This is a genomic window from Rhizocola hellebori (assembly GCF_016862955.1).
Taxonomy (GTDB): Bacteria; Actinomycetota; Actinomycetes; order Mycobacteriales; family Micromonosporaceae; genus Rhizocola; species Rhizocola hellebori.
In genome coordinates this window covers 41,687-63,267 of record NZ_BONY01000046.1, presented here as the reverse complement: position 1 = coordinate 63,267, position 21,581 = coordinate 41,687, and the positions used below count along the sequence as shown (strand labels likewise).

Below are 21,581 nucleotides of genomic sequence, written 5' to 3'. Positions count from 1 at the left end.
GGGGACGAAGGTACTAATTTACCAGCGGATCAGGCCGGGTGACATCCCTCAACCTCGCCGGTCACCGGACGGCTGCGGGTGGGCAGGCGGTGGGTGGCCTCCGTCTGGCCGGGATCCGGGCCGGCCTTGACCAGAATCTCCTCCCGGCCGGTCTCCGCGCCGGAGGCATCGCGGGCGCGCACCACGCACCTCGCGGCGCCGCCCTCGGGCAACCGGACCAGAAAAGTGACCACCACCTGATTGTCTGTGACATCTGTGAAGCTTGTGACAGAAGCGCGGTATTCGCCCTCGCCGTAGGCGAGAAAAAGGCTGTAGCCCATTACCGCAGCAACCGCGCCCGCGGCGATGGCCGCGATAGCGACCGTCCACCGCGACGTGCTGCGGTGTTCCCGACGGCGTCCGTACCTTCCGGGCGGGAAGATGATCGGCTGGACGGGTGTTGTGGTGTGAGTCTCAGGCACCCTGTGGCGTCCTCTGTCATAGGTGTGGGCAAGACTGGGAGTGAATGTTCTCAGTTTGGCACGCTGGATCCAGCATCTTCAGCGGCGGTGGCTTCGAAAACGGGAGTGGGTTTATGCAGTTGCGGCTCATGGCGGTACACGCGCATCCGGATGACGAGTCGTCCAAGGGTGCCGCGACCATGGCTCGATACGTGCGGGAGGGCGTCCAGGTTCTGGTCGCGACCTGCACGGGTGGTGAGCGTGGCGACGTGCTCAACCCCAAGATGGATTCCCCCGAGGTCAAGGAGAACATCGCGGAGATCCGGAAGGCCGAGATGGCCAAGGCCCGCGAGATCCTCGGCGTCGACCAGGCCTGGCTCGGCTTCGTCGACTCGGGCTGGGTGGAAAACTACGACCCGGCCGACATCAGCGGTCTGCCCGAGGGCTGTTTCGCCGCGCTTCCGCTGGAAGTGGTGAGCGAGCCCCTGGTCAAGCTCATCCGCGAGTTCAAGCCACACGTGATCATCACCTATGACGAAGAGGGTGGCTACCCGCACCCCGATCACATTCAGACCCACCGCGTGAGCATCGAGGCCTTCGATGCCGCGGGTGACCCCGACCGCTACCCCGACGCCGGGCAGCCGTGGCAGCCGCTGAAGCTCTACTACCACATGGGTTTCACCAAGGAGCGGGTGATCGCGCTGCACGAGGAGCTGCTCGCGATGGGGCAGGAGTCGCCCTATGGGGAGTGGCTGGAAAACTGGGGCGACCGCCAGGACAAATCCGCCCGCATCACCACGCGAGTGCCCTGTGGCGAGTTCTTCGAGCTGCGAGATGATGCGCTTCGCGCCCATGCGACCCAGATTGACCCCGACGGGTGGTGGTTCCGGGTGCCGCTTAGCGTGCAGCAGAAGAAATGGCCAACGGAAGATTACGAGCTGGTGAGGTCGCTGCTAGACACCACCGCGCCCGAAGACGATCTTTTCGCTGGCGTACGCCCGCTTGCCGACGTCAAGGGCTGATCGATAATGTTCGAGATTCTTGCGGATAACAATTTCGGCGACACGCGATCTAGCGATGGCCTCGCAGGACCGATGGCGCTGTTACTCATACTGCTGCTCGCAGCAGCGACGATCTTCTTGATTCGCAACATGAACAAGAGGCTCAAGCGGCTGCCGGAAAAGTTCGAGACGAAAGACGAAGCAGACGGGGAACCGTAAATAGGGGCTGTTACGTCGGCAGGGTGAGTGTGTAGCGTTTCCCGCCAGTTGGTCGGTAACGCCGTGCGCAAGATCCGCTTCCGCGAGGAGGCGTGACCACTGCGGCAAAAGGGGCCTTGGATTGGGCAAGTGGCTGGGGCGCGTCGCGCTGGCATCCGGGATAACCGGGGTGCCGCGCGCTGCCCTGCGCCTGATCGCCCTGATGGCGATCGCCGCCGCTGCCCTGGCTGTCGGCCTGCCACTGTTGCTTGAGGACAGTCTGCGCCCGCCCAGCTTCTTCCTTGCCGTCGTCGGCCTGACCGTGCTGGCCCACCTGCTCGCGATGCAGATGCGGGTGGGCACCAGTGTCATCCATGTCGCCTGGGGCGAAGCCACGATCATCGTGGCGTTCACGCTGATTCCCGCAGCTTGGATGCCGGCCGCGGTGGGGCTCGGCATCCTGGTGGGCAGCTCGATCCGCAGCTTCTTCGGCAACGGCATGAGCCCGGTGGAGTGCCTGCGCGCCACCGCGTCGCTGACCCTGTCCGCCGGTGCGGCGGCAGGCCTGGTCCTCGGCGTGGGCCTGCAGATGACGCCGTTGACCGCGCCGGCCGCGATCACCCTGGCGGTCAGCGCGATCGTCTATCTGATCAGCACGGTGACGCTGCTCGGCCTGTACCTGTGGGTGCGCGACGGCCAGCGTTTCTTCGGCGTCATCTGGAGCGCGATCAGCGGCACCCCGGTGATGATCGTCGGTAATCTGGCGCTCGGCCTGCTCGCCGCGCTGCTGTGGCAGGACAGCAACGAGAAGATCTTCGTGTTCATGCTGCCACCGCTGCTGTGGCTGATGTACCAGCTCTACGCCCACCGGTTGCGCGAGGACGAGGAGCGCCGCACGTGGCGCGCCTTCGCGGTGGCGAGCCGGTCGCTGCACCGGCTCGACGAGGTCGCCGTGGCCAGGGAGGGCGTGCTTGCGGCCCGCACCCTGTTCGCCGTGCGCTCGGTCGACCTTGCCGTCTTCGGTTCGCAGACCAGGTACTGGCTGGGGCTCGGGTCCTCCACTGTGGAGAACATCGCGTTCATCGCGGCGAATGAAGACGGGGTGACCGAGGCGTATCAGGTGACCAGGCCGCTGGAGGTGGCGGGCGCACCGGTCGGGCTGCTGACCATGTTGCCGCTGCGGCCGGGCGTGTGGAGTGCCAGTGACCAGCATCGGCTGGCCGCGTTCGGCGATGGCCTGGCGGCCGCTCTGCACGACGCGGCCACCCACAGCGCGCTGCGGGACCTCCACGAGCGCACCACTTTCGAGTCCTCCCACGACCCGCTGACCCGGCTGCTCAATCGCGACGCGCTGTTGGAACGCGGTCACACTCTGCTGCGCTCGTGCAGTCCGGCGCAGCCTGTCGCATTGCTGCTGCTCGATCTGGACAACTTCAAGGCGGTCAACGACACCCTTGGTCACCTGGCCGGAGACGAGCTGTTGCAGCGCACGGCCACCCGGATAGCCAATGACATCGATGAAGGCGAGCTGATCGCGAGGCTCGGCGGCGACGAGTTCGCGCTGCTGATCACCGATCTGCCCGGTGACGGCCAGGAGAGTCTGGAGGCGGCGACCGCGGTCGCGCTACGCCGCGCCCGGCAGCTGACCGCGGCGCTGGCTTCACCGATTGAGGTGGCCGGAGTGACGCTGTCGGCCGAGGTGTCGGCGGGCGTGGTGGTGGCCACGGCCGGCCCGGTCGGGCTCATCGAGCTGTTGCGCCGCGCGGACATCGCCCTGTACCAGGCCAAGGAGGCCGGTGTGCGGACGATGGCCTATCAGGCCGGACGCGACGACACGAGCACCGACCGGCTGGCGCTGGCGGCCGAGCTGCAGGGCGCGCTCGCCGCCGACGACCAGCTCACGCTGGTGCTGCAGCCGACCGTCGACCTGCCGACCGGCACCCCGATCGGGGTGGAGGCACTGATCCGGTGGCACCACCCGCGGCGCGGGCTGCTGACGCCGGTGCACTTTGTGCGCGCCGTGGAAGCCAGTGACCTGTTAGGACAGTTCACGCGCTACGTGCTCGACCGGGCACTGGCCGTGACCGCGGAGCTTTCGCGGGCCGGTTACGAGCTCCCCATCTCGGTGAACCTGTCCCCGCGCAGCCTGCTCGACCCGCACCTGCCCACCGATCTTGCGGAGTTGTTGCGCCGGCACAAGGTTCCGGCCGAGCATCTGATCCTGGAGATCACCGAGACGGTGGTGCTGAGCCCGCTGCGCATCACCGACCAGGTGCTGGCCGAGCTGCGTGGGCTCGGGGTGAAGTTCTCCGTCGACGACTTCGGCACCGGCTACTCCTCGCTGACCTTCCTCACCCGGATAGCGGTCGACGAGATGAAGATCGACCGCACGTTCGTGGCGAAGATGGGCGAGTCGAAACAGACCGGTGCGATCGTGCGGGCGCTGGTCGATCTGGCTCGGCGGCTCGACATCCGGGTGGTGGCCGAGGGCGTGGAGACGGCCCAGCAGCGGGCCGCTCTCGTGGAGCTGGGTTGCCATGCGGGTCAAGGGTTCCACTTCGGCAAGGATGTCGGCGAGAACGAGATCATCGCCGAGATCGAGCGGCTGCGGTCGGAGGTGCGGCCCGTCCGCATCGTGCGCGACGAGCGCGACGAACAAACCGGCTGACGCCCCCACGTATGCGCCGCGCGGTCCTGGCTCTGGCAATTCTTGCGGTGAGCGCCTTCTTGCTCACCGCGGCCGACGTTGGCCTGATGCCGATTTCGCCGGGGTTGGGGGCGTTGTTCGTGCCCGGGTTCGCCGGCGCGCCCGCCACCGCGAAGCCGTTCGGCTCCTTCTCCGTGCCGCAGCACCCTCACCTCGCGCCGGACGGCAGCAACAGCATGCACAACGATGCCTACGCCACCGACTCCTACCGCGGCCCTGGGCCACTGGGCCACCGGCCCCGGGTGAATTCGGCGACCTACGGCGTTTCCGAGTGCGCAACGCTCGCCTTCGACCGGGCTGGGCGGCTTGTCGGGCTGTGCGGCGGGATCACCGGGCCGCGCCTCAAGCTCATCGATCCCGGCTCGCTGCGCGTGCTGGCGAGCCAGGAGCTGCCCGGGCGGGTGCTGCGGGCCGGGGTGAGCCCGCTGGAGGACCTGTGTGGCGGCGCCTACTTCTATCTCGACGAGGCCGGGCGGGCCGTGGTCGCCACCACCAATCGGCAGATCCACGTCATCGAGGTGTCCACTTCGGACATGTCACTGCTTCATGTTTATGACTTGGCTTATCTGGTACCACAAAATGATTGTCTGATAGCTTTGCTGCCCGACTGGTCGGGGCGGATCTGGTTTGAGACCTCCGGCGGGATGGTCGGCGCGATCGACCCTTCCGGTGCGCCGGGCGCGGCGATCAGCCTGCCCGGCGAGGCCATAGCCAACTCGTTCGCCGTCGATGAGACCGGCGGCGTCTTCGTGGTGACCGACCACGCGCTGTACAGGCTCGAGGCCGACGCTGCGGGCGCGCCCAGGATCACCTGGCGGCAGGCCTACGATCGGGGCTCCAGGCGCAAACCAGGGCAGCTTTCGCACGGCTCGGGAACCACGCCCACGCTCATCGGCCCGGACAGGGTCGCCATCACCGACAACGCCGAGCCGCGGATGAACGTTCTTGTCTACGATCGGATCACCGGGCGGCCCATCTGCGGCGCCCCGGTCTTCGCCCCGGGCGCCAGTGCGACCGACAATTCGCTTGTCGCCGTTGGTAATTCGCTCTTCGTGGAGAACAATTACGGCTACACCGGCCCGGCTTCCACCATGTTCGGCAGCCACAGCGCGCCCGGTGTGGCGCGGGTGGACGTGCAGGGCGAGCGCTGCGAGACGGTGTGGACCAGTCAGGAGGTCGCGCCGAGTTCGGTGCCGAAGGCGTCGCAGGCCACCGGTCTGCTTTACCTGTACGGCAAGCCGCCCTACGGCGTCGTCGCCGCCTGGACCCTGACCGCGATCGACATGCACACCGGCAAGACGGCGTTCCGCGTGCTCACCGGCACCGGCATGCCATGGAACAACCACTATTCGGCCATCGCCCTGGGCCCGAACGGCTGCGCCTACGCGGCGACGCTGACCGGCCTGGTGAGGATCTGCGACACCGCTTAGGCCGGGCGCATCAGGTCGCCCTCCGCGACCGGGCCTGGCTGGACCACCTGCGCGTAGATCCCGGCACATGGTTGCGGGCCAAGGGATTCGAGCGGGACGATGCGATTGTGCTTGGTGAGGAAGCGAAGCACGCCCGGATCGCGCGGCAGCCCACCGTGGGCGAGCGTCGGCACGGCGCAGCGCGGAGTGGGTACCACGACGCGGATGACGAGCTCGGCGCCGATGCGCCAATCGCGGCCGGTCCAATCGTTTTCCACGAAGCCCTCGCCCGGGACATCGACGACGATGTTCGGCCGGAAGCGCCTGACCTCCGCTCCGGTCCGGCGCAAGGTGGCCGTCGTGATCAGGTGCAGGTCGGCGAAGTCGAAGAAGGTGCCCTGCTTGACGTGACCGACGTCCACGCCCACCACGGCATCGATCCCGGCTTGCAGCACCTCGTCTGGGCGGGCCCGGTCGAAGCTGCCATCCGGTGGCGGAACATCGGTCAGGTGCACCGCGCGGCCGATCAGTTTCGACAGCACCTCGTCCACGTTTTCGTCGCTGCTGCGCACGGTGCCTTCGGCGGTTTCGATGATGGCCACCCGATGCGCCATGGTGGCCGACATCGTCAGCAGATCGCGCCACAGCCTTGGATTCTTGGCGCTGACCACCTTGCCGGTGTCGCGGTCGATCAGCGCGAAGGCGCGGTCGCCCGCGAGACCGCGCCGGGTCACCGGGGACTCGGCGAGTCTTTCTCCCAGCATGGATTTCACCGGGTACCGGAACAGCGCGCTCACCTTTCCCACGGCGCACTCCCGAGCTGCTCCTCGCAAGCCTGCCACGCGGCGTCGGACAGGTAGCCGCGCGCCTGCTTGAACAGCCGGAACAGGCCCGCGCTGTGCTTGGCGGCCAGCGCGGAGTCGCGAGCGAGCACGTCCAGCTCGTTGGCGGCGGTCAGCTCCATGAAGGCACGACAGTCCTTTTCGGACGGACAATGCGTCTCGCCGGTGAACCGGTCACGGAAGATGACCGGACCGTCCGAGCGGAACTGCGGGTAGACGGCGGCGCGATCGCAGCTGCCGTACAGGTAGACCAGTTCCTCTGCGGGTTGCCCGATCAGAGCGCCGAGCACGGGCCGTTCGTCCAAGCGCATCAACGAGACATCGAAGCCGTCCGTGCCGTAGCAGGCGTGACACAGCCCGGCGGCCTGGATCGCCGGGTCGGCCTGCCACCGGGCCAGCGTCGCCGACACCCTTACCAGGTGCTCGTATAGCGTGCCACCAGGATGTTCGAGCATTCCCGCGCCCCGTTCGCGAAGAAATTCCTCCGCCCGCTCAACCGACATATGCCCAGTCAAGCCAGCTTTCGCCGGTCGGGGCAAGGCCGTGTGAAAAAGTCGTGACGAAAAAGTCATGCACCGTCTTCGGCGCGCCGACACGCGATGACGCCAGTTCTCCATACCATCGGGTGCTGTGACCGACCTTTCTACCCCAGAAGTGACCCTCGACGTTACCGAGTCCGGGCACACCGTCATTTACAAGAGCTATCTGTCGAGCATCGAAGAGGCCGTGGAGCACATCCGGGCCGCAGACACGCTTGGTCTGGGCTTCCAGCTCGAGTCCTACGATGTTTCCTCCACCGAGGACGCAGGCGCACCGCGTGGCGAGTTCGAGTTCACCCTGCTGGGCGAAATGCCGGCTCGCTTGGAAACCGAAGACTGATTACCTACCGGCCGGGCGCCATGCGGGGCCCGGCCGGCTTTTGTCCCTAGCCGAGTGTTGCCCGTTCAGCGGCGGCGATCGCGTTGTGAAACAGCATCGCCACGGTGAGCGGGCCGACTCCGCCTACGCGCGGCGTGATCGCTCCGGCGACCGCTTCGCAGGACTCGTCCACATCAGGCAGTAGCCGCTTGCCTTCGTAACGAACGCCCGCCCCGATGACGACCGCGCCCGGCTTGACGTGCTCGGGTTGAATGATGCCGGGGACTCCGGCCGCGGCAACGAGAATGTCGGCGCGGCTGGTGTAGCGCGGCCAATCCGCGACCCCGGTGTGCACCACGGTCACCGCGGCGTTGGCGGTCGGGCGCTTCTGCGCCAGCATCATGGCCAGCGGCCGGCCAATGGTCGCGCCACGGCCGAGGATGACCACTTCACGGCCGGCCACCGGGATGTCGTAAAAGGCAAGCAGCGCTTCGATTCCCGCCGGGGTGCAGGGCCTGGGCCCGGGCAGGCCCAGCGCGAGGCGGCCCAGGTTTACCGGGTGCATGCCGTCGACGTCCTTGGCCGGATCCACCGTCAGCAGCGCTTCGTCGTAGTCGAGCCCGGCCGGAATCGGGTACTGGACGAGCATGGCGTGCACCGCGGGATCGGCGTTGAATTCAGCGATCGCCTCGTGCAGCTCACGCTGGCTGGCGGTGGCGGGCAGGTGCAGGTGGGGTGAGGTGAAGCCGAGCTGCTCCGCACGGCTTTGCTTGAGGCGGATGTAGCCCGCGCTCGCCCCGTCATCGCCCACCAGGATGGTGGCCAGACCGGGCACAAAACCCTTGTGGCGCAGGGCATCTACTCGCTGGGTGACGTCGGCGAAGATTTGGTCGGCAACGGGTTGGCCTGGCAGCAAACGCATCGCCCCATCATGCCCTATGCCGGGGCCACCAACTCGAAGCCCTTTTCCACTATCACACCCGCGGGCTGCTTGCCCTTCTTGAAGTTCAGCTCGGGGATCACCAGGGCCTTGACGACCTTGCCATCCTTGGTGAAAACCGCGATAGCCCCCGAAACCATCGGGTAGGTCCCAGGTTCAAAAACATTGGGCCCAACCTCCGCATTGATCTCGTTGGCCGAGGTGCCCTCGTAGTAGCAGAACACCTCCTGCCATCCGAAGCTGGTCAGCGTCGCCAGCGGGGCCGACTTGCCGCTGGCGCGCAGGTCGGCGATCTTGGCGTCGAGGTCCTTGTCCGAAACGGGCGACAATGGCTTTCCTTCGGTCGAGTCTGTGCAGCTGGCGGTCATGGCGGCGGTCGCGAACAGTGCCGCCGCCAGCAGGCTTCGTCTGCGCATCATGATCCGGTATTCCTCCCCGGCTGCGGATGGCCGGGCAAGGTCGTGTCCGAGGGCTGTCCGGTGTCTTCCGGCCGGACCTGGTCGCTGTAGTCGAGCTGCCCGTCGCTGCCGATCACCACCGTGCGGCCTCGGCTGACCGCCTCCTGGATCTTGTTGGCGAGTTCCTCGGCCGAGGCGCCCGAGTTGGCCGTGGCGACCGAGCGGCCGACCTCGTTGTTGTGCAGGTCCATCGCCTCGCGGGCGGCCGGGTTGCCGGGGATCGACTCGTGCGCGGTGGTGAAGCGTTTGGCCCAGTCCTCGCCGAATTCCTGGGTCAGCCGCGCATTCCAGTAGGCGTGCCGGAACGCGTCGTTCTGGTCGTCGTTCTGGTCATCGCTGGGGAACCGCCGGTCGGCCTCGGCGAAGGCCTCGTTCTTGATGTCCTCGAACTTCTTCAGGCCGAGCGCGCCGTATTGGTCCTGCAGCTCTTGCAGGATTCTCGCCTCGGACTCGCGCAGCTCCTTCTGATCGGTGAACCAGCTCAGCGGCGCATCCGGGAACATCTTGGTGTTGGGGTCGTCCTCCACCTGATATTCGCCAAGGATCGCGGCCCCTGGGCGGCGCGCGTTGGGGTCCTTGGCCGCCTGGTAGATCTCGTCCTGCAATCCCGGCGTGCCATAGATGATGTCCTGCGCGTTGCCGCTGTTGGCGAGGAAGTCGGGCAGATTCTTGCGCGCCGAATCGAGCGCCGCGACCACCAGACCGCGCGAGTCGCCCTCGGTCTTCTTGGCGCGGCCGTAATAGTCGCTGGCCTCGTTGAACAACCGGTCGGCCTCACCGCGAACCTTGTCGATGTCGTCGCCCTCGCCCCACTCGCCTATCCAGTCGAAAGGGTTCTGCGTGCCACGCAGGTCCTCCCACTTTTTCATGGGCTGGCCGTCAGGATCCTCGATGTGCTTGATCAGCTCGCCGAGCGCGTTCTCCACCCGCACGCCCTCGCCGACAAGCCTCTTCGCCTCGGTCTGCGCGGTGACGTAGTCGTCGAGCGCCCGGCCCGCCTTGTCGTAGCCGTAGCGCAGGGCCTCCAGCAGCGTGTCGGCTTCGCGCAGCCGCCTGTCCAGCAGCTCCTTGCCCTCACCGCTCCACTCGGTCTTCTGCTTGACCTCGTCCAATGTGGGCAATGCCGAGTCGACAAGCCTTACCACGCGTTTGCAGTCCTCGGCTGCGACATCGACCATCTCGGGCCGCATCTGCTCGATGAACTTCACCTCGTCGCGAAAAGTCATCGCAGCGCCCGCTCAGCCGGCGGCTTTATAGGTCGAGTTGGCCAGGAAGTCGTCGAGCTTCTGTTTGGTCGCCTGATCCATGCCGGTGTAGGCACTCGAGGCCGACTTCAGCTTCATCGACAGGGCCGCGAGCAGGGCCACCACATCTTCGTATTGATCGTGCGCGAACTGTGCGAAATCCTTGGTCTTGCCGGCCACCTCTTCGTGCGCCGCCGGCGCCGCGGTCTTGCCGGTCAGCGCCAGCTCGGGACGCCCGGCCTGCAACAACGCCGACAGCTCCAGCAGGATATTCGCGCTGCCGTCAAGCGATTGTGGTTTGACGTCGGTGCCGTCACCACCCATGAGATCTCCCCCGGTCTGTCTGCAGTGGATCGAGGACCAATGATATCGCCTAGAGCTTCCAGAAACGGAACAGGATTGCGCCGTAGAAGTCGCCGTTGATCGGCGCGCCCGCCAGGTCGACAAAGAGCCCGCAGAACTCGCCAAAAGCCTGTCCCACCGGGGGAATCATCAGCAGGACGAAGAGCCCGAGCACCCCGAAGGGCTTGATCTTATTTCCGGTGTACCGGGTCGAGCTGGGAAGGTAGGGCTCGATGATTCCGTATCCGTCCAGGCCGGGGATCGGAATCAGGTTGAGGATGGCGGTCGCCACCTGAAGATAGGCAAGGAAGGTCAGCGCGGACCAGAAGGCGGCCTGCGGCTCGGCGAGACTGAAGATCGCCCATGGGCCGAAGATCCCCACGATGGCCAGCAGAACTATCGCCGCCGCAATGTTCACGGCGGGACCGGCCGCCGACACCAGAGCGTCGCGCAACCTGTTGCGCAGCCGGTGGGTCTCGATCTGCACCGCCCCGCCCGGGAGCGGCAGGCCACCGAGGATGAGGAATATCAGCGGGAGAACCACTGTCAGCAGCGGATGCCCATAGGACCGCGGATCCAGCCGCAGATAGCCCTTGGCCACGATGGTGTCGTCGCCACCGCGGTGGGCCGTGAGCGCGTGCGAGAACTCATGCAGGCACAGGGTGATCAGCCAGCCGGAGAGCACGAAGAGGAAGACCGTGAACTTTACCGGCCCGGCACCGGCCCACAGGGCCGTGCCGGTGACGAGGAACACGGCGATCAGCGCGAGGAAAAGCCAGGAGATCCGGCCGCGTCGCCTGACCGGAGCGGGGCCGACCGAACGCAGCCGCGGCCCGCGGCTGAACTGGCGGCTTAACCGGGCCTTGCGCTGCGACTTCGCGACCTCGGCCTCGACCGATTTGGCTCGCTGACGCCAGTCTTCCTCCGCGGCCAACCTGTCCAACGGATCGTCGCTCATGCGAAGAGGCTAGCCCCACGCCGAGTATGGGGCCACCCCGCTCGTCACAAGGCGCGTCAAGCCCGGAATTCACCCGGCCGGGGCTGCAGGCCCGGCGCAGAATAGCCCTCCTGCCAGGGGAAGCGGCCTTGCTCATCGTCGTAGCTCAGTTGCAGGACCGGCACCGAGGTGCCCGGGGCCATGCGGTAGTAGCCATTGGCGCCGAGCACGATCTCCGCTGGATTGGGGACCTGCTCGGGCACGATGCGGTGGGGCCACTGCTGGAACGTGATGATGCTGCCGGGCAGCAGGGCCTGGCCCGCCTTCACCCGCCGCCCCAGATCGTTGAGAACACCGCTGGCCGTCTGCGGCGGGACCCCCAGGATCAGCAGCTCCGGATGATTGAGCCCGAAAAGGCCGATCGTGTAGGCGAAAGCGAGCTCGTCCTCCTCGGCGTCGCCGCAGTCGCAGCCGGGCCGGTCGCACATGCGGCCGGAGACGTATTGGATGAACCAGCCATGTTGGCGGACCATCGCTGTCACGTGAGCTTGATGCTGGTCAAGCCAAGCTATTTCCCCGATTTTCATGTGGCCGAGGATAGGGGCCGGGTGCGACACAAATTCTCTCGACGCGTGTCACTGTGCCAGACTTGGCCGGTGACGCCTGCTCCTGCCAGAAGCGCTCAGCAGCGCAAGACAGACACCCTTGCCCGCCTGGAGAACGAGGTTGACGCCTGGGTGGCCACGGCCGATCCGGCCACCGGCCTGCCCTACCTGGTGCCGCTGTCGTTCCTGTGGGAAGGCGGCAGCCTTTACTTCTCCACCGCGGCCAGCAACCCGACCGCGCGCAACCTCGAGGCCACCGGCCAGGCCCGCATAGGCGTGGGCCTGACCCGCGACGTGGTGCTGATTGAGGGTGCGGTGCAGGTGTTGGCCTCCAGCGAGATCTCGCTTGAGCTGGGCGACGCCTTCGCGGCCAAGACCGGCTTCGACCCGCGCACGTTGCGGGCGCGCTATCTCTATTTCCGGGTCACGCCGGTGTCGATCCAAGCCTGGCGTGAGGTCAACGAGCTGGCTGAGCGGAACATCATGCTCGCGGGGCAGTGGGCTGTCTAATTAGGACTGACGGGTTCACTCCCCGCCGAACACCCGTTCGCGCAGATCGCCGCCGCGGGCGGCTATCTCGCCCAGCTCCCACAGGAAGCCGTAGACCCGGGGGTCGGCGCGCCACGGGCCGACCGCGGCGCGATGGTCACCGCGACGCAACCCGAGCGCGAGGTCGTGCAGGCGTACCAAGAGATCGTTTCCGGCTTCCTGAAGGGTTTCGCCGTTTCCGTAGGTGACCCCCTCCAGGGTCAGGTGGCACCTGTCGGAGCGGGCATCGAGCTGCAGGGGTGGTGTCCAGCTGGTCACGCCGGAGAGTCTTGCTCATGACCTGCTGAAACGCAACCCTTTCCGGGTAGCCGGTCGGCAAAAACCAGATGGCGCTGGACGAGGTAGCCGGCGGAGAAAAGCAGCAACTCGGTGCCGAGCTTGGCCACCACCACCGATCCGGTGAGCGCCGAAAGCGATTGCAGCAACACAATATTCGCGCCCAGCATCACGGCAGCCAGCACCGCATAGCGCCAAGCCGACCGCATCGGCCCGCTCCGCCGGTGGGTGCGCGGCGCGCCGACGGGGAAAATCCACGCGTAGTTCATGGCGTAGTTGGCCGAGGCGCTGATGAGGCGTGCTCCCACGGCGGAAAGGGCCAGGTTGCCGGTGAGGCCCGCCAGGACGAGCAGAACGATGGCGTCGATGGTGAAGCCGATCAGCGACGAGGCGGCGAAGCTGAGCAGCGGGCCGTAGATGCGAGCCGAGTCGCGGATCGGGCGGAAGTGGGAGGAGGCATTGTGCTCCAGGTAGATCGTGGCGATCTCCACCTCTTCGATGCGCCGGGCCTCCCGCGCGGCCCGCAATAGCACGCGCAGCTCGTACTCGAACCGGTCGCCCGCGATGGAGCCGAGCCAGGCGAGGGTGCGGGCGGGGTGACCACGCAACCCGGTCTGGGTGTCGATCAGCGGCCGGCCGGTGGCGAGGGCGAAGGCCCTGCGGGTCAGGGTGTTGCCGAATCGGCTGCGCGCGGGCACCTCGCCGGTGAACCGGCGCGCGCCGAGCACGATGTCGGCGCCGGTCGTGGCGAGCCGATCGGCGACCGCGTCGATGTCCTCGGGGCGGTGCTGGCCGTCGCTGTCAGCGCAGACCACGTCGTGCCCGGGATGGTTGGCCAGGGCATGGGCGAAGCCCGCCTTCAGCGCGTTTCCCTTGCCCTGATTGCGGTCCAGCGTGATCAGCTCTGCGCCGAGCCGAAGCGCCCGCGCGAACAGGGCCGCATAGGCCGGGCCGCTGCCGTCGTCGACGACCACCACCCGATAGTGCTTCAGCCGGCCCACCAGCTCGACGAGCCTTCGGTCCGGCTCGTAGGCCGGAATAAGAACTATCATCGCCAGCCTCAGCCCGCGAGATAGAGAATGTCGCTGGTGCCCCGTTCCTGCCCGCGGCCCAGGGGATTGTTGACCAGCGAGCCGTTGAAGACCATCGTCGACGAGCCACCGCCATCGAGGTTGTAGGCGACCCGAGCCCCTCGGTCGACGAACAGCTGGGCCAGCTCGGTCATGGAAACGCCACGGCTGTAACCGTTGCTGCGGCCGTCCACCACGATGAAGAGGAGGTGATTGTTGTCCACCAGCCCGACCGCCGTCCGCGGCTGGTTGCCCTGCACCGAGTGGTTGCCGAAGTTGGTGTCGATCTCGACGGAGTCGATTCCGCCGATGACAGCGCCGTTTTCGACCAGTCCCGGGCCGAACGACAGCGTGTTCCAGACACCCGCGTCCACCAGCGCGGCCGCGCTGGTGGTGGTCTCGTCGTAGAGCTTGGCCGAGCCGTCGGCGTAGAAGGCCAATCCCTGGCGCGCCCCGGAGTCGCGGAAAGCCACCCCGTTGCGGATGACGATGCCGGTGTCCCGGAACCCGTAGTAGTCGCCATTGATGGCGAAAACCGCACCAGCCCCGGCCGCGATATCGGAGGTGTTGGCGATGATGTTCTCGCCGAACTCGTCGTTGGCGAAGGCCGAGCGCAGAATCGTCGCGTCGCTCACCTTGACGTCGGCCACGAAGTAGGTCACTTTGCTGTTGCCCGAACCGGTTTCGGCTCGCGTCAGCCGCAAGTCGGCGGTCTGGCTCGTGTAGGTGGTGGCCGTGGCGGTGCCCGAGGTGTCGGCCTGGGCCACCGAGGCCTTGGGCGCGACCAGGTTCGAAGCATTCGCGACCTCGACGTGGTCGATCACATAACGGTCGAGGGCCCACCCGGCGGCCCCGCCGAGGGTGGCCAAGGCGCCAATCCCGCCCGCGAGTAGCTTTCGGCGGCTGATCGATGGTTGCTTTTGTCTGCTCACAAAAAGCAGTTAAGCCAGCACTCCTGTGCGTGGCCTATGACTGAGCCATGTTCTTGTTCAGGGGCAACCGAACCGTGAACTCGGTGCGGCCCGGCGCGCTGTCCACGGCGATGGTGCCGCCCTGGGCGGTGACGACCGCTTGCACGATCGCCAGACCCAGGCCGGTGCTTCCGTCCTGGCGTGAGCGCGAGCTGTCGCCACGCGCGAAGCGCTCGAAGATGGTGGGCAGCAGCTCGGCCGGAATGCCGGGGCCGGTGTCGGTGACGGTGAGGGTGGCCCGCTCGCCTTGCGTGGTGACGCCAACGGTGACCGAAGTGCCTTCCGGGGTATGGGTTCTCGCATTCGCGAGCAGGTTGGCGATCACCTGATGCAGCCGGGTCTTGTCGCCGGTGACGATGACCGGCTCCTCGGGCAGATCCAGCTGCCACAGGTGTTTCGGGCCGGCGGCATGGGCATCGCTGACCGCATCGACCACGAGCATGGAGAGGTCGACCGGCCCGTGCGCGAGTTTCCGGCCGGCATCGATGCGCGCCAGCAACAGCAGATCCTCGACGAGCGCCGTCATGCGCTGCGCCTCGGACTCGACCCGGCGCAGCATGTGTGCCAGCTCCGGTGGCACCGGCTCGCGGCTGCGGCGGCTCAGCTCCGCGTAGCCACGGATCGCCGCCAGCGGCGTGCGCAGCTCGTGACTCGCGTCGGCCACGAACTGCCGCACCTGCATTTCGCTGGCATGACGCGACTCGAGCGCGCTGCCCACGTGGTCCAGCATGCGGTTGAGCGCCGCGCCCACCTGGCCCACCTCGGTACGCGGGTCGGTGTCCGGATCGGCTACCCGTTGCGCCAGCTCGACTTCACCGCGATCGAGGCGCAGTTGCGAGACGCGGGTGGCGGTGGACGCTATCCGCGACAGCGGGGCCAGGGTGCGCCGCACGATGAAGGCGCCCGCGAAGCCCACCGAGATCAGGGCGAGCACGGTGACGCCGGCTATCACCGCGACCAGAAGGTAGAGGGTCTGTTGCGTCTCCGCCAGCGGCAGACCGGTGATGAGGACAGCGCCGTCGGGCTTGGTATGCCCGACCATCCGATATGGACCCAGCTCGCCGAGATCGTAGGTGCGGGGGGCGGCTCCGCCTGGTACCCCCAAAAATGTTGAAGTGAAAGGGGTTAGGTCTGGTTCCTGTTGGCCTTTTTCGACCAGGATGTCGGCATTGGTGATCCGCCCGTCGCAGACGCGCACGCTGACGGTGCCGATAGCTTGACCCAGCGGGAATTCGTTGTGACGCGGCATGGCGCAGTTGGTTTGCTGGTCGTCGTTGGTGGGCACCCGCCCGGCGGCCGACCTGAGCTGACTGTCGATCCGGTCGTAGAGGGCGTTGTTGAGGGTGACGACGGTGGTGACCCCCACCACGAGGAAGGCGACGGCCAACAACGTGACCATCGCCGCGACCAGCTTGGTGCGCAAGGACCAGCGCGCGGGACCGCGCGGGAGGTCAGTCGGCGGGCTTGAGGACATACCCCGCTCCGCGCAACGTATGGATCATCGGCTGGCGACCGGCGTCGATTTTCTTGCGAAGGTAAGAGATGTAGAGCTCGACAACGTTGGCCTGGCCACCGAAGTCGTAATTCCACACCCTGTCCAGGATCTGGCTCTTGGACAGCACCCGGCGCGGGTTGCGCATCAGATAGCGAAGCAGCTCGAATTCGGTCGCGGTCAGCTCGATGAGGTCGCCGCCGCGGCGAACCTCATGGCTGTCCTCATCAAGGGTGAGGTCGCCCACGGTCAGCGACGACTCGGCGCGCAGCTCGGTGCGGCTGGCGCGGCGCATCAGCCCGCGCAGCCGCGCCACCACCTCCTCCAAGCTGAACGGCTTCGTCACGTAGTCATCCCCACCCGCGGTGAGCCCGGTCACCCTGTCCTCCACGGAATCCTTGGCGGTCAGGAAAAGCACCGGCACGTCGGGCGTCTCGCCGCGCAGGCGCCGCAACACCTCAAGGCCATCGATATCGGGCAGCATCATGTCGAGGACCACGGCGTCGGGCCGGAACTCACGCGCTGTGCGCACGGCGCTCAGGCCGTCGGCGGCGCTGCGCACCTCCCAGCCCTCGTAGCGCAGCGCCATCGCGAGCAGCTCCGCCAGCGTCGGCTCGTCGTCGACCACGAGCACCCGCATCGGGCTGCCATCGGGCCGGCGAAGCTGCGAGCGAGCATCCGCGTTCACCACTGTCATAGTCCGATCATCGGCAACCACGCTGTGAGCCAGCTTTTCCATTTCTGTGTACCACCTGTGCGCGGCCCGGTCAGCGCCGGCCCGGGCCGCGTCCAGCCGCGGCGACCCCGGCCTTCACGGTGGCGGCGAGGGTGGCCTGGCCAAGCGAGCCGGAAGCGGCGAGCCCGCCGATCGAGGTGCCCGCGGCGCTGCCTCCCGCGTAGACCTTGTATTCCTCGCCCGTCTTGATCGCCGGGGCGGAATACACCACGTTCTGCACCGTCTTCGAGGTGACGAAGGTAGCGACGACCTTCCCGGCGGAGTCCACCACGTGCAGGGTGGTTCCGGCCGGCACCGCTGCCGTCAACGTGGCCGACAGCCAGCCCTGACCGGATTGCGCGGCGGGGGAGACCGCCATGCCCGCGCTGCCCGCGGCCAACAGCACGCCGCCAGTGATGGTGAACGATCCGTTGACATCTAGAGCGCCATTGTTGCTGGCGGTGGGCCCATTGACGATGACCGTTCCGCCGGAGATCGTGGCGACGCCGTTGGAGTCGAATCCGTCCCCGCCGGCCTGGATGACCACCTGACCGCCGGTGACGGTGAGCGAGACGTCGGCCACCTGTTCCCCACCGCCCGGGCCGCCCTGTCCCGGTGCCTGGCCCTGCCCGGGTTGGCCCTGCCCGCCCTGGTTCGGCATGGCTTGGCCGCCGGCCTGCTGGCCGGAGCCATTGGCGGCGTTCATGCCGTCGTCGCGGGAGACGATGCTGACCTCACCGCCGTTGATCACGATGTCCTTGGCTTCGAGGCCCTCATTCGACGCCGTGATGTCAATCTTGCCGCTGTCGATGCGTAGGGTGCCCTCGGCGTGAACGGCGTCGTCGCCACTGGCGATGGCGAGCGTGGCCCCGTTGACCCGCACCGCGCCATCGCCGTGGACCGCGTCGTCCGACGCGTCGATAGTCGCCTTGCCACCCTCCAGAACGGTGATGACTCCGGACTTGAGCCCCTTGGCGGACACGTCGCCAGTGACGGCCTTGCCGTTGCCGCCGCCGGTGACGATGGTCAGGCCGCCGTTGGTGACCACGAGATCGGTGGCCGCGTCGGCACCATCACCCGCGGCGGTGACTTTCACCTCCCCGCCGGAGACCGAGATGTAGCCGGAATCGGCCGCCTCGGCGTTGTCCGCCTTGAGGCCGTCGCCGCCGGCTGTCACGGTGATGGTGCCGCCCTTGACGACCAGATAGTCCTTGCCGCGAAGGCCGTCGTCGACCGCGTCGACGGTGATGATGCCCGCCTGCACCACCAGACCATCCTGGCTGGCGATCGCGTCATTGCCATTGCCGTGCACGGAAAGCGCGCCGGTGCCGGTGATGGTCAGGTCGGCCGCGCTGAACAGGGCGGCGTTGACCTCAGCGCCATCGGCATAGGAATCGGTGTCGCGCAACGTGTTCTGGCTGCCATCGGCGAGGACGACGATGACCTCGTCGGCCTCGGTCACGGCGACCGCCGCGCCCGTCGAGCTGGTGATGTCGACGCCGTCGAAGACCAGCTTCACCTTGCCGTCGGGCGCGTTGACGAGAACCTGGCCGTTGGCAAGCTTTCCGGTGAGCCGATAGGTGCCGCTCGCGGTGATCGTCACGGCCGAGCCGTTCACCTTGACACTGCCGCTGGTGCTGGTGGCTGTGTCACCGGTCAAGGAGATGGTGGCGGCTTCGGATGGGCTCCGGCTGGCGTCACCGTCTTGCGCGTGGTCCTTCTTGTTGGCGGCCAGCACAGCCGCCGCGTTCTGCTCGGTGCTGACCTCGCCCGCCGCGGTGGTGGTGGCCGTGGTGCTCGGGGACTCGCTTTCGGCTGTGCAGGCGGTGAGCGAGGCGGCGGCGAGGATCAGTGCGGCTGTGCCGGAAACCAGTTTGAGGCGGCTTCTCATGATGATGTTTCTTCCTTCAGGCTCGGGAAATGGCGTCGCAGAACCGGCCGCCAATGATGGGAGGGGAGGTCGGGGCGCAGGGCGGCGAGCCCGGTGCCGTACTTGGAGACCGAACAGGGCCGGTGCCGGTGCGACCAGAGCAGCCGGTCTACCTCATGGGTGGCGCTGTTCGACTTGGTCTCCACGAAAACTGTTTCCGGCGCGGCGACGGTCGGCCCGCCGGGCAGTGTCCACTCGATCGCGGTATCCACTGTCACCCGGCTTGCGGTAGCCGGGACGAAGAGGGTGGTACGGCTGTACCTCGTGGTCAGCACAGGCTGGAATCCGGTCAGCCGGCGGCGGATTCCGTGACCGGCCAGCACGGCTTCGGCGTACTGGCGTGCGTCGTCGTCGAAGCCGCCCGTGCCGTGGTAGGCCACCCGGTCCTTCACCGTGTCACCTCGCGGACCCCGCGTCTTCACCTCGAGGAAGCTCAGGCCGGAGTCGAGGTAACTGCGGACGCGAACTTTGAACCGATGGCGTCTGCGGTGAGCGGAATCCAGGTAGCAACTCAGCTCTGAACTGTCGAAATAGGACGACTGATAGGCGAACTCACGGCGCGGGCCGATCTGCAGCACCTGGACCCGGTCGGCCAACGCGGACAGCAGCAACCCAAGCTCGCTCACGGGAAGCAGGTACTTGCGGTCCAGCCGGGTGAAGAGCGAGGCGCGGCGGTTCAGCTCATCAAGCCCGATGGGGTGGAGGCGATCGATCACCTCGCTCGGCCTCATCGCGTCACCGCGGCGGCGACAACGTAACGGACCTCCGCCACAGTGGTGTCGTTGACCAAATCCACGTGTTTGATGGAAAGGTTGACGACGCGTGCTTTGAGGAGCGTCTCGAGATGCGACCAGAGCGCGGCCTCGTCGGAGTAAGCCACATCGAGGCGCATGGTCTGCTGCCTATACCGGCGGAACAGCCGAGGATGATCGCCGACCACCAGCGCCACGACCATCAGCAGCATCAACCCGCCGGTGACCACCGTAAGCTTCCCGGCAAGCCCGGCGAGCAGCCCGAGCGCGAGCGAGGCGAAGTAATAGGCGATCTCATGCTGGGCGATCTCGTCGGAACGCAGCCGGATGATGGACAGCACCCCGAACAGGCCGAGACCCAGACCCAGTCCGACGGTCGAGGAGCCCAGCACCGTCGCGACGGCGAGCACGCCGATGTTGACGCCGGTGAAGGCGACGACGAGATCGCGGCGGTGGTGGCGGGGAAAGTACACCCCGAAAGCGAGCACTGCGATGGCGACGAGGTCGGCGGCTATGGCGAGAAGCTGGTTCACGGGATCAGTCCTTGACGATGCGACGTAGGGCGAGTCGCCAAGGGGGCAAGCCTTGGCCATCTCGTGTCATGCATCGCAGCTTGCTGGCCCTACTTAGCCGCAGCTTTTGAACTCCCTGTGCCTGCCCTGTGAACGCCTACTGCGGCTCGGCCAATTTCGATCGCATCCACGGATAAGGATCGTGCAGTCCTCTGCGCCGCTTGCGGCAATCATCACGTAGCTGCCGAAGACTGTCACCGGCGACGTAGTGGCGGCCGCGTGTCTCGCCTTGCGGACGGAGTAATCCAAGCTCCACCAGGCGCATCAGGTCCCGCGAGGCCGTGCGTTCCTCGATTTGTGCCGCCTTGATATATCCGGAACGGCGGAGGCGGTACCCGAGAATGGCTTCGTAAAGCAGATCTGCGACTCGCTCGGGCAGGTGATGCGACCCGATAAGGTCGTCCAGTTCTATCCAGATCGCCTTTGCTTCATCGACACGGCGAGCGACGGTCTGGGCTTGCATGTGGTGGGCGCGCAGGTTGAACGAGACCCAGAGGCTGGCGTCCGCGCGGGGCTGCCACAATCCTTTGCCTGTGATGGCCAGAACCCGATAGTAATCCTCGGTGTTGTGCCCCAACCATTCTTCGATACTCGAAAAAGGCGGCTCGACGATTTCCTTGCGGGAGATGGTCAGGGTCTGAAGCGCGCGTGCCATCCGGCAATTGCCGTCTCGAAACGGGTGGATCATGACCAGGTTCAGATGGGCCATTGCTCCTTGGACCAATGGATGGAGGCTTGAGCCCTCGCGCAGGCTGGCCACCAGCTCGTCCATGAGTTCCGGAACTCGTTCCACCGCCGGTCCTTCGTAAACACGTGCATCACTCTTCTCATCGTGTACGTAGATCGGTCCCTTGCGGTACTGACCCGGGCTCTTCTCAAGGTCGTGAGCAAGCATCATGTAGTGCATGCCCCTGATGGCCGAGACATCGGTCGAGAAGTATGGATCCCTAGCCATTTGCAGAACGTAGCCAAGCGCCTGCCGATAACCCCGGATTTCGGCAAAGGTCAGTTCATTGGCGCTCAACGGAGCTTCGTTGTCCAATGCGGCAGCGGCATCGTCTTCCTCGACCGCGTAGCCTTCGATGCTGTTGGAGCCGCGGATGGCCCGTGCCAGCATGGTGCGGCGGAGGCCGCCCTCCCAGCGCCGGGGTGTCCGCAGAACCGAGGCGAGTTCGCGACGCATTTCGAGCACCTCATCCAGAACAACCCGGTCCTGACTCGCCAGGGCGGGCTCGCTATAGATCATCGCGATGTCCTGATGTCCTAATGATAG

At 66.7% G+C, this 21,581-nt stretch carries 23 protein-coding genes and 1 pseudogene; 6 read left to right on the top strand and 18 right to left on the bottom strand.

The features are described from left to right. Window positions 1-29 precede the first annotated feature (29 nt). Entirely contained in the window at window positions 30-461 is a 432-nt protein-coding gene (locus Rhe02_RS31200) for a DUF4307 domain-containing protein (protein WP_203911998.1), read from the bottom strand. A 113-nt stretch (window positions 462-574) separates the two neighbouring features. Between Rhe02_RS31200 and mca the strand changes: the two genes are divergently transcribed. The 4 genes and pseudogenes from mca to Rhe02_RS31180 all read left to right on the top strand — a co-directional run bounded on the left by mca (window position 575) and on the right by Rhe02_RS31180 (window position 5,776). Continuing rightward, window positions 575-1,462 carry a mycothiol conjugate amidase Mca gene (gene mca / locus Rhe02_RS31195; protein ID WP_203911997.1) on the top strand — a complete coding sequence of 296 codons (888 nt, stop codon included), beginning with the start codon at window positions 575-577 and terminating at the stop codon, window positions 1,460-1,462. Window positions 1,463-1,468: 6 nt separating this feature from the next. Further along, window positions 1,469-1,651: pseudogene (locus Rhe02_RS31190) on the top strand (hypothetical protein); the annotation flags it as partial. Between the two features lie 130 nt (window positions 1,652-1,781). Beyond that, a complete protein-coding gene (locus tag Rhe02_RS31185; protein ID WP_239124164.1) occupies window positions 1,782-4,307 on the top strand; it encodes a putative bifunctional diguanylate cyclase/phosphodiesterase in 2,526 nt (841 codons plus the stop codon). Window positions 4,308-4,354: 47 nt separating this feature from the next. Next, window positions 4,355-5,776: an SMP-30/gluconolactonase/LRE family protein gene (locus Rhe02_RS31180; RefSeq protein ID WP_203911995.1), complete on the top strand. Its 1,422-nt coding sequence runs from the start codon at window positions 4,355-4,357 to the stop codon at window positions 5,774-5,776. Here Rhe02_RS31180 and Rhe02_RS31175 read toward each other — a convergent pair. Both Rhe02_RS31175 and Rhe02_RS31170 read right to left on the bottom strand, forming a co-directional pair. Beyond that, the gene (locus Rhe02_RS31175) at window positions 5,773-6,561 is read right to left on the bottom strand and encodes an MOSC domain-containing protein (protein ID WP_239124163.1); all 789 of its coding nucleotides are present in this window, start codon (window positions 6,559-6,561) and stop codon (window positions 5,773-5,775) included. The two genes, Rhe02_RS31180 and Rhe02_RS31175, sit on opposite strands and share 4 nt — an antisense overlap. Next, a complete protein-coding gene (locus tag Rhe02_RS31170) occupies window positions 6,549-7,100 on the bottom strand; it encodes a DUF6817 domain-containing protein (RefSeq protein ID WP_203911994.1) in 552 nt (183 codons plus the stop codon). Before Rhe02_RS31170 ends, Rhe02_RS31175 begins: the two co-directional genes overlap by 13 nt. 127 nt (window positions 7,101-7,227) lie before the next feature. Here Rhe02_RS31170 and Rhe02_RS31165 point away from each other — a divergent pair, with 127 nt between their 5' ends. After that, window positions 7,228-7,476, top strand: a complete 249-nt coding sequence (locus Rhe02_RS31165) for a hypothetical protein (RefSeq protein WP_203911993.1) — start codon at window positions 7,228-7,230, stop codon at window positions 7,474-7,476. Window positions 7,477-7,522: 46 nt separating this feature from the next. On the opposite strand, the gene Rhe02_RS31160 is transcribed toward Rhe02_RS31165, so the two are convergent. The 6 genes from Rhe02_RS31160 to Rhe02_RS31135 are packed head-to-tail and all read right to left on the bottom strand — an operon-like array spanning window position 7,523 to window position 11,963. Further along, on the bottom strand, window positions 7,523-8,377 hold the full coding sequence (locus tag Rhe02_RS31160; RefSeq protein ID WP_203911992.1) for a bifunctional 5,10-methylenetetrahydrofolate dehydrogenase/5,10-methenyltetrahydrofolate cyclohydrolase: 855 nt from the start codon (window positions 8,375-8,377) through the stop codon (window positions 7,523-7,525). A gap of 14 nt (window positions 8,378-8,391) precedes the next feature. Further along, window positions 8,392-8,814, bottom strand: a complete 423-nt coding sequence (locus Rhe02_RS31155; RefSeq protein WP_203911991.1) for a hypothetical protein — start codon at window positions 8,812-8,814, stop codon at window positions 8,392-8,394. Further along, on the bottom strand, window positions 8,811-10,079 hold the full coding sequence (locus Rhe02_RS31150) for a DUF6973 domain-containing protein (RefSeq protein ID WP_203911990.1): 1,269 nt from the start codon (window positions 10,077-10,079) through the stop codon (window positions 8,811-8,813). Before Rhe02_RS31150 ends, Rhe02_RS31155 begins: the two co-directional genes overlap by 4 nt. 12 nt (window positions 10,080-10,091) lie before the next feature. Then, complete coding sequence (locus Rhe02_RS31145) at window positions 10,092-10,421, bottom strand: hypothetical protein (RefSeq protein ID WP_203911989.1); 330 nt, start codon at window positions 10,419-10,421, stop codon at window positions 10,092-10,094. 49 nt (window positions 10,422-10,470) lie between these two features. Further along, window positions 10,471-11,397, bottom strand: a complete 927-nt coding sequence (locus Rhe02_RS31140) for a site-2 protease family protein (protein ID WP_203911988.1) — start codon at window positions 11,395-11,397, stop codon at window positions 10,471-10,473. A 56-nt stretch (window positions 11,398-11,453) separates the two neighbouring features. Then, window positions 11,454-11,963, bottom strand: a complete 510-nt coding sequence (locus Rhe02_RS31135) for a DUF4262 domain-containing protein (protein ID WP_203911987.1) — start codon at window positions 11,961-11,963, stop codon at window positions 11,454-11,456. A 69-nt stretch (window positions 11,964-12,032) separates the two neighbouring features. Between Rhe02_RS31135 and Rhe02_RS31130 the strand changes: the two genes are divergently transcribed. Then, the gene (locus Rhe02_RS31130; RefSeq protein ID WP_203911986.1) at window positions 12,033-12,491 is read left to right on the top strand and encodes a pyridoxamine 5'-phosphate oxidase family protein; all 459 of its coding nucleotides are present in this window, start codon (window positions 12,033-12,035) and stop codon (window positions 12,489-12,491) included. Between the two features lie 15 nt (window positions 12,492-12,506). Here the strand turns inward: Rhe02_RS31130 and Rhe02_RS31125 are convergent, their stop codons facing one another. From Rhe02_RS31125 to Rhe02_RS31085, 9 genes are all read right to left on the bottom strand, one after another. After that, the gene (locus Rhe02_RS31125) at window positions 12,507-12,788 is read right to left on the bottom strand and encodes a hypothetical protein (protein WP_203911985.1); all 282 of its coding nucleotides are present in this window, start codon (window positions 12,786-12,788) and stop codon (window positions 12,507-12,509) included. Then, window positions 12,785-13,858 carry a bifunctional glycosyltransferase family 2/GtrA family protein gene (locus tag Rhe02_RS31120; RefSeq protein ID WP_203911984.1) on the bottom strand — a complete coding sequence of 358 codons (1,074 nt, stop codon included), beginning with the start codon at window positions 13,856-13,858 and terminating at the stop codon, window positions 12,785-12,787. The genes Rhe02_RS31125 and Rhe02_RS31120 overlap by 4 nt, the downstream gene beginning before the upstream one ends. 8 nt (window positions 13,859-13,866) lie before the next feature. Further along, window positions 13,867-14,808, bottom strand: coding sequence for a phosphodiester glycosidase family protein (locus tag Rhe02_RS31115; protein WP_239124162.1), 942 nt, complete (start codon window positions 14,806-14,808; stop codon window positions 13,867-13,869). A 34-nt stretch (window positions 14,809-14,842) separates the two neighbouring features. Next, window positions 14,843-16,321: a sensor histidine kinase gene (locus Rhe02_RS31110; RefSeq protein WP_203911983.1), complete on the bottom strand. Its 1,479-nt coding sequence runs from the start codon at window positions 16,319-16,321 to the stop codon at window positions 14,843-14,845. Continuing rightward, the gene (locus tag Rhe02_RS31105) at window positions 16,299-17,036 is read right to left on the bottom strand and encodes a response regulator transcription factor (protein ID WP_203911982.1); all 738 of its coding nucleotides are present in this window, start codon (window positions 17,034-17,036) and stop codon (window positions 16,299-16,301) included. Before Rhe02_RS31105 ends, Rhe02_RS31110 begins: the two co-directional genes overlap by 23 nt. A 70-nt stretch (window positions 17,037-17,106) precedes the next feature. Continuing rightward, complete coding sequence (locus Rhe02_RS31100) at window positions 17,107-18,945, bottom strand: carbohydrate-binding domain-containing protein (protein ID WP_203911981.1); 1,839 nt, start codon at window positions 18,943-18,945, stop codon at window positions 17,107-17,109. Beyond that, a complete protein-coding gene (locus Rhe02_RS31095) occupies window positions 18,942-19,715 on the bottom strand; it encodes a polyphosphate polymerase domain-containing protein (protein ID WP_203911980.1) in 774 nt (257 codons plus the stop codon). Before Rhe02_RS31095 ends, Rhe02_RS31100 begins: the two co-directional genes overlap by 4 nt. Then, a complete protein-coding gene (locus Rhe02_RS31090; RefSeq protein WP_203911979.1) occupies window positions 19,712-20,269 on the bottom strand; it encodes a DUF4956 domain-containing protein in 558 nt (185 codons plus the stop codon). Before Rhe02_RS31090 ends, Rhe02_RS31095 begins: the two co-directional genes overlap by 4 nt. 136 nt (window positions 20,270-20,405) lie before the next feature. Then, entirely contained in the window at window positions 20,406-21,554 is a 1,149-nt protein-coding gene (locus tag Rhe02_RS31085) for a Fic family protein (protein WP_203911978.1), read from the bottom strand. Window positions 21,555-21,581: the final 27 nt, after the last annotated feature.